General features: G+C 40.0%; 12 protein-coding genes and 1 tRNA gene. 6 read left to right on the top strand and 7 right to left on the bottom strand.

Annotation, left to right across the window (positions count from 1 at the left end):
- The first annotated feature begins 12 nt into the window (after positions 1-12).
- On the top strand, positions 13-426 hold the full coding sequence (locus LEP1GSC195_RS08700) for a MarR family winged helix-turn-helix transcriptional regulator (RefSeq protein WP_015681708.1): 414 nt from the start codon (positions 13-15) through the stop codon (positions 424-426).
- 3 nt (positions 427-429) lie between these two features.
- On the opposite strand, the gene prmC is transcribed toward LEP1GSC195_RS08700, so the two are convergent.
- The 7 genes from prmC to fusA all read right to left on the bottom strand — a co-directional run bounded on the left by prmC (position 430) and on the right by fusA (position 7205).
- A complete protein-coding gene (gene prmC, locus LEP1GSC195_RS08695) occupies positions 430-1314 on the bottom strand; it encodes a peptide chain release factor N(5)-glutamine methyltransferase (RefSeq protein WP_015682306.1) in 885 nt (294 codons plus the stop codon).
- 6 nt (positions 1315-1320) lie between these two features.
- Positions 1321-1393 (bottom strand) — tRNA-Arg (locus LEP1GSC195_RS08690).
- Positions 1394-1395: 2 nt separating this feature from the next.
- A complete protein-coding gene (locus LEP1GSC195_RS08685) occupies positions 1396-2028 on the bottom strand; it encodes a Crp/Fnr family transcriptional regulator (RefSeq protein WP_015681348.1) in 633 nt (210 codons plus the stop codon).
- A gap of 11 nt (positions 2029-2039) precedes the next feature.
- Positions 2040-3092 carry a tetratricopeptide repeat protein gene (locus LEP1GSC195_RS08680; protein ID WP_015681692.1) on the bottom strand — a complete coding sequence of 351 codons (1053 nt, stop codon included), beginning with the start codon at positions 3090-3092 and terminating at the stop codon, positions 2040-2042.
- Between the two features lie 25 nt (positions 3093-3117).
- Positions 3118-4347, bottom strand: a complete 1230-nt coding sequence (locus LEP1GSC195_RS08675; RefSeq protein WP_015682047.1) for an amidohydrolase family protein — start codon at positions 4345-4347, stop codon at positions 3118-3120.
- Positions 4347-4985, bottom strand: a complete 639-nt coding sequence (locus tag LEP1GSC195_RS08670) for an LIC_10271 family cell wall hydrolase (RefSeq protein WP_015680685.1) — start codon at positions 4983-4985, stop codon at positions 4347-4349. Before LEP1GSC195_RS08670 ends, LEP1GSC195_RS08675 begins: the two co-directional genes overlap by 1 nt.
- 102 nt (positions 4986-5087) lie before the next feature.
- Complete coding sequence (gene fusA / locus LEP1GSC195_RS08665; protein WP_015682680.1) at positions 5088-7205, bottom strand: elongation factor G; 2118 nt, start codon at positions 7203-7205, stop codon at positions 5088-5090.
- Positions 7206-7331: 126 nt separating this feature from the next.
- On the opposite strand from fusA, the gene LEP1GSC195_RS08660 reads away from it, so the two are divergent.
- From LEP1GSC195_RS08660 to LEP1GSC195_RS08640, 5 genes are read left to right on the top strand one after another with little or no spacing between them, the layout of a single operon-like run.
- Entirely contained in the window at positions 7332-8858 is a 1527-nt protein-coding gene (locus tag LEP1GSC195_RS08660) for a TrkH family potassium uptake protein (protein ID WP_015682223.1), read from the top strand.
- 45 nt (positions 8859-8903) lie between these two features.
- Entirely contained in the window at positions 8904-9938 is a 1035-nt protein-coding gene (locus tag LEP1GSC195_RS08655) for a hypothetical protein (protein ID WP_015681714.1), read from the top strand.
- Positions 9935-10834, top strand: a complete 900-nt coding sequence (locus LEP1GSC195_RS08650) for a decaprenyl-phosphate phosphoribosyltransferase (RefSeq protein WP_015681052.1) — start codon at positions 9935-9937, stop codon at positions 10832-10834. The genes LEP1GSC195_RS08655 and LEP1GSC195_RS08650 overlap by 4 nt, the downstream gene beginning before the upstream one ends.
- A 5-nt stretch (positions 10835-10839) precedes the next feature.
- Positions 10840-11349: a TlpA family protein disulfide reductase gene (locus LEP1GSC195_RS08645; protein WP_015682610.1), complete on the top strand. Its 510-nt coding sequence runs from the start codon at positions 10840-10842 to the stop codon at positions 11347-11349.
- Positions 11350-11366: 17 nt separating this feature from the next.
- On the top strand, positions 11367-12140 hold the full coding sequence (locus LEP1GSC195_RS08640) for a hypothetical protein (RefSeq protein WP_015682060.1): 774 nt from the start codon (positions 11367-11369) through the stop codon (positions 12138-12140).

Below are 12140 nucleotides of genomic sequence, written 5' to 3'. Positions count from 1 at the left end.
TTGGGAATTTATATGAGCGAAACCTTGCTTCTGATGAGGCGGTTTTTAGCGAATGAATTTACGAAAAAAGGAATCGGGATGCGATTTGAAGATTGGATGCAGCTCCTTCCTTTAGTAGAATCGGAAACGGTAAGTCAGAAAGACCTGAGTGATCGTTTGGTAAAAGACAAAACCACAGTATCTAGGCTTGTGGATGGTTGGGTCAAAAAAGCATGGGTGAAACGAGAAGTATCCGTAAAAGACAAACGATTCTATATTTTGCGTTTTACTAAAAAGGGAAAAGAGATTTGGGAGAAAGGCCTTCCTATCATATCCTCCGCAGATGAAGTGTTTCGAAAGGATTTAAGTGACGTTAATGAAAAAGATTTATATCTTCTTCTTTTTAAAATCCAATCTTCTGTCCAACTGGCGGAGAAAGAAAAATAAACTTTAAGAAAGAGGAGGCACCTCTGCAAAGAAAAAACGTTCCTTTTTGGAACTGTCTAAAATTTTCTTTGAATTAACAAAACCAAGTTCCTCTGCTAGTGATTCCACATCATCCATATACAAAGGATGAGTTTCTATCATCAACTTTCCACCAGGTTTTAACCTTCTTTTTATGGCAGTTAACAATTGTTTGTGGAATTCTTTAAAATCCGAAATAAAGAGAGCTAAGTGAGGCTCAAATTCTAATACATCGGGCATAATCTCTGGTTTTTCTGATTCTGGAATGTAAGGAGGATTGGAGACAATCAAATCAAATTGTAGTTCTTTAGGGATAGATAAGTCTAAATCGGAAACATAAAATTCCGTTTTTTCTGTTAGATGGTATTTTTCTGCATTGCGACGGCTCACTTCGATGGCTTTTTCCGAGAGGTCTGAGAGAGTCACAAGACTAGATTCTAAAAGTTGGGCAAGGCTAAGGCCGATGCATCCACTCCCAGAACATAAATCCCAAATTTGGATTTCACCAGTTTCGTTTCTTGTTAAGTTTTCCTTCCCTTTCCAAAGGTAATCTACAAGTTCTTCTGTTTCTGGTCTCGGGATAAGGACATCGTCTGTTACCAAGTATTCAAATTTATGAAACCCTTTTTTGCCAGTGATATAGGCTACGGGTTTTCGTTTGCTTCGTTCTAGAATTCTCATCCTGTAGAGATCAATTTCTTTTTGGCCTAGAGGCATTTCAAATTGAGAGTAGAGTTTGATTCGAGGAAGGTTTAGTAGGTCGGAAAGGATCCATTCCGCATCCACACGTGGGTTTGGAATTTCCTTTTTCTCCAGAAATTCTGTAGACCGCTTTAAGTAATAAAGTAGAGTTCCGGGTTCTTCCGCCATATCTTATGCCCCCAACAGGATTCGAACCTGTGTCCCCAGTTTAGGAAACTAGTGCTCTATCCACCTGAGCTATGGGAGCTTTTACGTAGGTTTACGTTTCTGATTCACTATCCTTTGAAAATCGGAGATATTGTGAATAACAATTTTATCCGGATAGAGATCTAGTTTGCCTGTTTTTACATACTGCATAAGCACCTTTTGCACTTCACCCACAGGTTGGGCGCACCAATTGGCAATGTCATCTACTGTAGCAGAAAGGATAATTTCATTATAAACATCATTGTTATACTGTTTTTCGTATAACATAACAAAGACATCGCAAACCTTTCCAATGATATCATCCATAAGAAGGATCATTAAACGGCGTTTTTGATCATAAATGCGAAAGGAAAAAATATGAAGGAGTTTCATTGCTAGTGCCGGGTTTTTGGTCATTAGCATCTCAAAATTGGCTCGATTGAAATTGAGAGCCTTAACTTCATTGACAGCAATGGCAGTGGCAGAACGCGGTTGTTCCTCTAAAATGGCCATCTCACCTAAAATATCCCCAGCTTCTAAAACATCTAAGGTTTTGATACTGGTTCCAATGGTTTTTGTGATTTTTACTTTCCCTTCTTTGATGAGGTAAAAGTCGTTTCCTGGTTCATATTCACAAAACAATACTTCGTTTGGTTGGAATACTTTACCAAACTTTCCAAACATAGCTTCCAACATCTGGTCGTTCACTACTTCCCTCCCTTGAGTTTGGATTTAGCATCTTCTGAGATACTATCATCCAAAGGTGGCATTTGAGTTACCTTTTGGAATAATTGTTTAGATTTTTCTTTATCACCGGATGCCTCTGTAGCGAGTGCTAGGTGGTAAAGATTTTCTTTGAGTAAAAGACCCTTGGGATATTTTTTAATAAAATTAGAAAAATGTGTGATCGCACCAGGATAGTCTTTCGCTTTGAAACTAGACTTACCCATGTAAAACATGGAATTTTCTACAAACTGTTCTTCTTCCTGCGTAACCGAATCTGTTCTCTCTGAAACCATTTTAAAAAGATCAATGGCATCGGCATACTTTCCTGCGTTCATTAAAGTTGATGCTTTGTCGTATTGGGAAAGGATGGAATTTGGATCAACGCTGGAAGTGGAATTTTGCGCTGGTACTGCCATGGTTTTTAACATCTCTTGCAGTTTACCCGATTGTGCACCCGGTTCCGGTTTGTATACTAACTCTTGTATGGTGAGAGGGAATGGTGTTTTTTTCCGAGCTAAATCGACAAGTTGTCTTGCCCGATCTACGTACATTCCGTCCGGATAATGTTGTAGGTATTTTTCAAAGGCATAAGCCGCATGTTCAAAATTGCCATTTTTGTAATAAACTTCGGCCACATTCATGAGCTCGAAGGCCGGATTCTTGGCTTCCCCTTGGCCGAGGATTTCCCTAACCTGGCGGTGGACCTGCCGGAGTTGGCTTGAGAACACCTTTAGCATTTTGATGATCAAATGGGTTTTGTCAGATACAAATTTTTCGAATTCGGGGACTTTGAAGACAAGAACTGTAGCGGCTCCAATGACTTGTGCCGTTTCTTCTCTGGGGTAACGACCGATGGCACTCTTAACTCCGAAAAACTCACCGAGTTTTACATCCTCTTTCAGCTCCACACCGTTGATATTCGTGTAAGTTAGTACAACACGACCTTTTTGTAGTACAAAGATATCCTCCGCCTTGTCTTTCTCGAAGTAGACGATGGAACCTCCTTTGTAATTACGAACTATGGGACCTGACAACTCATGCCTCGCTTGCGCTTCATTTTCAAAAATTAGGTAAAAAAGCCAAACTCTTTTTATAACCGACACTGTCAGAAACTTGTTTCAAGAGTTTTTTTGGTGAACCAGCAACCAACTTGATTTTACCATCAATGGAAAATTCTTCTGTTTCTAAACCGAAATGAAGAAAGAGTGACTTGTATTCTATTGACCCATAAATGGGATACCCATCGATCACAACTAAATCAATATGTTTCCAAGATAGATCTGACACATTGATTTCTGATATTTTTTTATCGTCGTTTACTACCAGTAAATCGGCAGATAGACCAGGCATAAGTGCATCTGGATTTCCTAATCGAAAAGCCTTTCTTGGATTTTCGGTGACCATTTTAAGAAGTGTTGATTCTTCTAATTCTTCACCATATAACCCAAAGTAGATAGACTTCGCAGTTTTTAACTCATCGAGTAAATGAACAGATCCACTCGGAGAATAATCTGTCCCCAAACATACATTAACTCCCATATCTAAAAAAAGTTTGATATTGGTGGTTTTTCCAAAGATATGAAGGTTGGAAGTAGGGCACCAAACAACGGAGGCTCCCTTTTCTAAAATTTTTTCGACTTCTTTTTGTCCGAAGGGCAAACAGTGTACGAGTACAGAATGTCCGCCAAGAGCATCCATTTTTTCAAGCAAACGAAGGGATTGTTTCGAATCATCATCGACTCCTTCTGCTAAATGAGTCACAAAAGGAAGTCCCGCGTGTTCTGCCATTCGGTATTCTAAAGCAGGTCCTTCTCCCCAACCCAAACTATAAGTTCCGACCGAGTGGGCGAGTGTATAATCGGAAATCAGTTTTACGGGTAGGATTCCCCGGAATGGATTTTGTATTTGATGAGGGATATGATCAAATACAGTCGTGACTCCGGCAAAAAGATTTTTATAACCACCAAGATAATATAAAATTTCTGGATCTACTTGTTGGCGTTCTGCGAAGACCCCAGAACTTTTATAGAGATTGTCGTAGGACAACCAAGACTGATGTTTTTCTGTTCCTCCAACTTTGGGTAGATAACTTGCTAGTAGGTGGTCATGGGAATTGATAAAACCAGGATAAAGTTTTTTCCCCTGAAGAGAAATTTTGATGGTTTCATTGCTTGGCGAGAGATTGGGTTCGATGGCAGAAATTTTTTCTCCATCAACGAGAAGGTCATTCGTTTCCAATTTCCCATTTCGATATACGGAACCTGATTGGAAAAGGACTGAGTTTGCCATTAAATTCCGGCCTCTAATATTCGTTCGGGATTCAAACTTAATTTTTGTTTGTTCACTTGAAAATAAAGGCCTTTGTCTTTTGCCAAAATTCCCAACCGGTCTTTTGACTTTACTTGTTGGCCTTCCGTAACTTGGATTCTTTCCAAGTTTCCATAAACGGAATACAGTCCATTTTGATGTTCTAAAATCACAAAGTTTTCATATCCATCCATATAATCCACATGGACTACCTTGCCGGGAAGGCTTGCTCGGACTAGTGAGGAGACTCCACGTTGGAATTGGATTCCTTTGTGGGGGTCATAGGTCAGTTCGGAAAATTTTTTTACTACCTTTTCTTTCTGCACCAAAGGAAGGGCTGGTTTTTCGGTAAGAAGAGAGGCAGGGGAAAGGGAAACTTTCTCCTCTCCTTTGGGAATTCGAAGTAATTCCCTTTCGTATAAATTCTCTTTAGTGGTACGTCCATTTAACTTGGCTAAGGTCTCGGCGGAGGTTTTAAATTTTTTTGCAATTCCAAACCAGGAATCGCCTTTTAGAACACGGTAAGCGGAAGGGACTTCCGTTGTTGGGTTTTGTTTGGAGGATATGGGGAGTATGAGAAAGAAACCCAAAAAAAATAGAATGTATCGCAGTCTTAGCATCCGGTATCCCTGCTAAAAGTATCGACACCTGGCTGATAGAGGGCAATAAAAAAGGCGGGAGAACCCGCCTTTTCCAAAATCGAACGACTGACGAAGAAAGGTTTAGTCTTCTTCGGTTTTGTTGACCTTGTATTTTTTCATAAGCTCGTCCGCTACGTTTCTTGGAACAGGAGCATACTTGGAAAATTCCATTGCAAACTCTGCTTTTCCTTGTGTAGAGGAACGAAGCACTGTGGAGTAACCGAACATGTCAGCAAGAGGAACTTCCGCTTCGATCTTCGCATAACCGTTTTCTTCGGTAGTGTTTAAGATCATACCACGTCTTTGGTTCACTGATGCAAGGATGGCTCCTTGGAATTCAGTAGGACCTTCTACTTCCACTCTCATGATTGGTTCGAGAATGATAGGAGCTGCTTTGCTGAATCCTTGGCGGAAACCGTAACGAGCACCAATTTGGAAGGCCATATCAGATGAATCCACATCATGGTAGGCACCGTCATTGATCACACAACGAACTCCGATGATAGGGAATCCAATGAGGGATCCTCTTTCTAAACAAGAACGGAAACCCTTATCACAAGATCCGATGTATTCGCGCGGGATGGATCCACCCACGATTTTATCCACGAATTCGTAATTTTTTCCTTCTTCTTGTGGGATCGGTTCGATAAAACCTGCCACTCGAGAGAACTGACCTTGACCACCCGTTTGTTTTTTATGGGTATAATCAAATTCAGCGGACTTAGTAATGGTTTCACGATACGCTACTTGTGGTGCCCCAGTGACTAGATCCACACCGTATTCACGTTTCATACGTTCAATGTATACTTCTAAGTGAAGTTCTCCCATCCCTTTGATGATGGTTTGACCAGACTCTTTATCAATTTCAGTTTGGAAGGTTGGATCTTCTTTCGTGAAACGGTTAAGAGCTTTGGCAAGGTTTGGAAGTTGTTTTGATTCTTTACATTCAATTGTAAGGGAGATTACCGGGTTTGGAACAAACATGGACTCCATAGTCACTTTTGCTTTTCCATCAGTGAAAGTATCTCCGGAAGCGCAATCGATACCGAATAGTGCTACGATATCGCCTGCTTCTGCTTTCGCAATATCTTCCATATCGTTTGAGTGCATACGAACGAGACGTCCAATGTTATGGCGTTTGTTGTTAGAAGAGTTGTAGATCGTCATACCTTTTTCGAGTCTACCTTGGTAAACACGAACATAAGTTAACTGACCATAACGACCGTCTTCTAGTTTGAATGCGAGACAAACTAGTGGTTTTTCTGGATCTGATTCTAAGCTGAATTCGTTTTCTTCATTTCCGATTTCTTTTGCTTTGTTATCAACATCATAAGGAGAGGCAAGGTAATCCGCAACTCCATCTAGAAGTCTTTGGACTCCTTTGTTTTTGAACGCAGAACCCATAAATACAGGAACAAATTTAAGAGCGAGAACACCACGACGAATGGCTTCTTTCACACGTGCTTCAGAAGGAGTTCCTTCTAATAACTCTTCAGTGAGTTCGTCGCTGAAAAGAGAAACTGCATCAAGAAGAGCTTCACGTTTTTCGTTAGCTTGGTCTTTTAATTCATCAGGGATATCAGTGATTTTGATATCTTGACCATTTGGGCCTTCGAAGTAATAAGCTTTCATTTCGACAAGGTCAACAATCCCTTTGAGATCATTTTCCAAACCGATAGGAAGTTGAACCGCATGTGCATTTAGGAAAAGTTTTTCACGAAGTTGATCGATGACTCTCCATGGGTTAGCACCTGTTCGGTCTAGTTTATTGATAAAAGCAACACGTGGAACATTGTAACGTTTCATCTGGCGGTCTACGGTGATGGATTGTGACTGAACACCAGCAACCCCACAAAGAACCATAATCGCAGAGTCAAGTACACGCAAAGAACGTTCTACTTCAATCGTGAAGTCAACGTGGCCTGGTGTATCGATGATGTTGATGGAGATATCTTTCCAAGTAGCATAAGTTGCCGCTGATTGGATAGTGATCCCTCTTTCTCTTTCGAGATCCATACTGTCCATGGTAGCACCCACACCGTCTTTACCACGAACTTCGTGGATGGCATGGATTTTGTTCGTATAAAATAAAATACGTTCGGTAAGAGTTGTCTTTCCAGAGTCAATGTGGGCAGAGATTCCGATGTTACGGATTCTGTCCAATTTAGGGTCGCGTTTTGTTTCTGTCGCAGAGGTCATATTTTCCTCAAAATAATGGTTAAAGTTGAATTGATTCTACCAAAATCTGAAATGGACTGCGTTTGTAAAGTACTTGGGATTTTTGGTCAAAGGGAAAATCCTGGAGAAAGTAGAGATTAGGGGAATATGCCACTAGCGCGCTTCAATCGATTTTTTCGAACATTGTCTTTTGCCCGACTTGTATGTCTGGGATTCTTTGCCGCCATCCTTATCGGATCGATTGCCCTCTATATTTCTGAAGAAGGGGAACTTTCCTACGTGGATAGTTTTTATCTTTCTGCCTCTTCCATCTGTGTGACAGGGCTCTCACCGGTTCCCCTCTCTGGACTCAATCCAGGAACCCATTGGATTATGCTTTTTCTCATCCAACTAGGCGGTCTTGGGATCATTAGTTTTACTGTAATTGTTGGATTTCTTATCACCCAAGGAATTTCTCGGAACGCTCGGTTTAATGCCTTTGTGGGTGCCGCTATTGATACCCAGGCGGAAACTGAGTCACTTGCCACAAACGAAGTGAATCGGATGTTACTTTCCATTATCAATATTTCTTTCTCCCTAGAAATTTTAGGTGCGATTGGACTTTATCTGCACATGCCGGACGGTGTGGAAGGGGGAAACACTCGCTGGTTCTTTTCTTTGTTCACAGCGATCTCTTCGTTCAATAACGCTGGTTTTTCGATCACAGATGATTTGAGTGCCTTACGTTTGGATCCTTTTTCTTTATACATTGTTTCTGGACTTGTAATTTTTGGAGGGATTGGATTTCCCGTAATCATTCTTTTGGAGAAGTTTTTACTCACAGTTTTTGTACGGATTGTCTACCGCATTGAAGTGATGGCAGAAACTCTAATGATGGAAAAAGCACTGAAAACTGGGAATGTTCCGAGGTTTTTGTTACTTCCCGCACAGTTTTCTGCATTTTTAGAAAACCGCATTGAAGACTATAACAAACATTTACGGGGAGAAACCACAAGGATCCAGTCAAAACTTCTTGTTTATGGCTCTTCCGCCTTGCTTCTGTTTGGTTTTCTTGGAATTTATTTTTTGGAACGTTCCAACCCACATACCTTCCATGGAATGGCTCTGGTTGATAAAATTTCGAATGCTTTTTTTATGTCTGTCTGTTCCCGAACAGCTGGGTTTTCGACAATGGACCTCGGGCATCTAAATGATGCTACGGTCATCATCATAACTGTCCTTATGTTTATCGGCGGTGGTCCACAAGGTACTGCCGGTGGTATTAAAATCACCACCTTTGTTCTGTTACTTGCCTATTTGAAAAACGTCATCCAACCTTCAAAACCAGTTATGTTGTTTGGAGAGATTGTATCCAGGAATTCGGTCGCTGTTGCTATCCGAGTTTACTTTCTCGCTACCATTGCCTTGGCTTTTGTATTTATATTTCTTGGAATTTTGGACCAAAACCAACATTCTTTACATGTCATCTTTTTCGAGCTGATCTCATCGTTTTCGACAGTGGGTTTTAGTTTGAATCTCACTTCCCAGTTGGGAGACGTTGAAAAGTTATTCTATGCCGCTGTCATGTATGTGGGTCGTGTAGGGATTTTTACGGTTCTGATTGCAGCCACAGGCCACTCAGGAGTTCCAAAAATGGGGACTGTTGACGATGGTGTGAAAATCCAAGTTGGTTAGAATGGACATAAAAATCAGTTTTAGTATTTTGAGGATAGGGAAGACTTGGTATTTGTGAAATTACATATTCGAGATCTATTTTTTTCGTTTTGGAAGGCCCCGGTTCTAACTGCAGAGGAGCTGATATTTGAGAAACAAAAAGAGACTCAAAAAAAAGTTTTGTCTTCATTGGAATCCCGATTGGAATCCCTAGAGATTCTATTGTCCAACGACAAATTGGAAGATGCAAAACTTCTATTTCGTTACTTGGTTTATGATTTGGTAAACTTTCAATTGTTAAGAACCAACCAAAAAGAAATTCCTTTTGGTGGAAATCTCCAAGGTTTTGTTCTTCCCGAATCAAATAAAAAAATAAAACAATTTCGATTCTTAGAGTCTTTGGGGAAACTTTCCGAACTCAGCTGGAAGGAAATGGATGACCTTTTGTCTTCAGCCATTGAAACTTTTGAGTTTTTATCCTTGGAATCAAAAAAAGAATTTAGAACACGTTATGTAACCAATTTAGACCATTTTCGATTTTTGAGAAAATTTCGAATTGGGTTGGTTAGCGCCGTAGTTTTCAGCATTATCGCAGGAATCGCTTATTTCCAATATAAATTTCCAGTGATGAAAGACCAGTCCATCAAACTCTATACATTCATCAGTAGAGAAAAACCAGAAACTTCTGATTCTATGATGGTAACAAAACCTGTTTTGAAAAAAGACACAGGGAATTGGGTCGAATATGAATGGGAATTAACAAAATCTATGTCAACGTTTGGTGGTCTTCGCATTGATCCACTAGAACAAAGAGGAATTCGTTTTGTATTGGATCAAATTTCAATTTTTGATACTAAAGGAAAAGAAATTTACACTAAAAAGATAATGGTGAGTCCAAGTTTATTGCCCGAAGACTATCAAGATTTTTTGAAAATTATAGATATCAAAACAGCCGGTAAACAAACGCCAGGTGAACTTGTGGAAATGATTACAACGGGCTCGAACCCTCAAATCCATTTGGTATTTCCAACACTCAAAGATGCGAAAACTATCAAATTAAAAATGAAATTCATTGAAGCTCATAAAGTGAAGAAAAAATGATCAAACTATATCTTAAGTTAATGCGAGTTCCTCAGTGGGTGAAAAATATCATCCTGTTTGCCGGATTGATTTTTTCTAAAAAAATCTTCGAACTTCCTTCATTAACAAAAGTTTGTTTGGCTTTCCTTTGTTTTTCTCTCGTTGCTAGTTGCCAATATGTCTTTAATGATTTTTTGGATCAAAAAGAAGACGCAAAACATCCCGAAAAAAAACATAGACCTCTTGCGAGTGGGGAGTTGGATTCGGGAATTGCTTTGGCAATCACTGGTGTGATTTTGCCGGTGGCCCTGATTGGTGCATATAAATTGTCGCCAATTTTCTTTTACCTTACCATCTTTTACCTTCTTTTTAATATGTTGTACAGTAAGGTTTTGAAACATATTGTGATTCTGGATGTAATGAGTATTTCTATTGGATTTGTATTACGCGCCATTGCGGGTGCCGTTGTCATTGGAGTAGAGTTCTCTCATTGGTTATTACTTTGTACCTTTATGTTGGCACTCTTTTGGGGATTTTCCAAACGCAGAGGAGAGATCAATATTTTAAAAACCGATGCAGGTAAACATAGAAAAATTTTAGAAGAGTATTCCATTGAATTTTTGGATTTGATGATGGGAGTTGTAGCTACTCTAACTCTTGTTAGTTATGTGATGTATGCGGTGAGTCCAGAGACCGCAAAAAGTTTGGGAACTCCTTATATGGTGTATACGGTTCCGATTGTAGTCTACGCCATCTTTCGCTCTCTTTACATCATCTATATCAAGAATATGGGTCATAACCCCACAAAAGCCATCCTCACGGATGTAAGTGTCCTCACTTCTGGATTTATCTGGTTACTCCTCATCTTATTTTTGATGTTTGGGAACATATCCGGCCAACCACCAGTCTTACAATAAAGACTATGAAAATTTGGAAGCAGTTACCGTACGGATGGAAGGTGGTCTCCGCCTTTGTTTTCTTTTTTTCGACCACCCTTTGTTTTGCCTATTTTAAGGGAAGGGACACTCGTCCAGGGGTTCCCATTGAAATTTTGGCCACTACACCGACCGAAGCTAATTCCTGGAAGGGCCATCCCAAGGTGGTGTATTTCTGGGCCACTTGGTGTACGGTCTGCAAAGCCTATGCTCCCATTTTAGAGGCGAACTTAAAGTTATTGCCAAAATCCACCATCTTCCTTTCTGTTTTGGAAGCAGAAGATTCAGAGGAAACGAAAGAAGTTCTGACAAAACTCACCCCAGATGCCAAACATCCCATCTATTCGGCCGATTACCGAATTTTGAAGGAATGGCGAATCACAGCTTACCCTACAACGGTTTTTTTGAATGAAGAGGGAAGGGTTGTGTTTTCTGATACGGGAATCTTAAGCCCCATTGGATTTTGGTTACGTTCTTTTCTTTTGCGCTTTTTCTAAACTGTCGATGATATAACATGGATTCTTCCTTCAAACCCAAGCCGCTTTTAAATAAGTCGGAACTGCGACAAATCAAACGCAGTAAAACTCGGGTGGAAGGAAAAAAAGTCATCACTGATGATGTAAAAAAACTCAAATCCCTCAAAGTTACGCCGGAACTCAGCTTCCAAGAATCTATAGATTACTACAAAGAACCCATCTGGATCGAATACTATATTCCTAAAGAATCCCGGTTTGCATTCGAAACCAAATATCTTTTTATCCTACTTGTGGATCCAACAATCACCAATGATCCGAGTGATGCCGAAAGAAAACGTGCTGCGGCCAATCGTGAAATTGTCGATGTATTTGCCTACATGGAATCACATCCAGAAGCGATCAGACTCATTGAAGACTCATACCATTCCACAATATCCATGCATGAAACCGTTCACCATATTTTTAAAGCGTATAAAGAAACAGGGGCAACAGAAGATTTAAAAACAGCCTGTTATTTGACAGAAGCACTTTTGAAATATGAACCAACGATCGCAGGTCTTACTTACTTCAGAGATTACGTAATTTATAATTTAAATTTTTTCATCCGCACCTTGAACCGGTTGAAGATTGAATTTGCCTTGGAAGATGCCACTGTATCTCTACTCATCAAACGCAGAAATGAACTTTGGGAATTAGAAAATCGAGCAGAGGATGAAGACTTCGATTTGTTAGCCGCACTTTTTTTTGAACAGGCTTTCCCGAATCGTGGGGCTGGTGAACTTTCTAGCGATGATATGTTACTTTTTGAATGA

Source organism: Leptospira wolbachii serovar Codice str. CDC, from assembly GCF_000332515.2.
Classification (GTDB): domain Bacteria; phylum Spirochaetota; class Leptospiria; order Leptospirales; family Leptospiraceae; genus Leptospira_A; species Leptospira_A wolbachii.
This window is presented reverse-complemented; position numbering and strand designations above follow the sequence as displayed.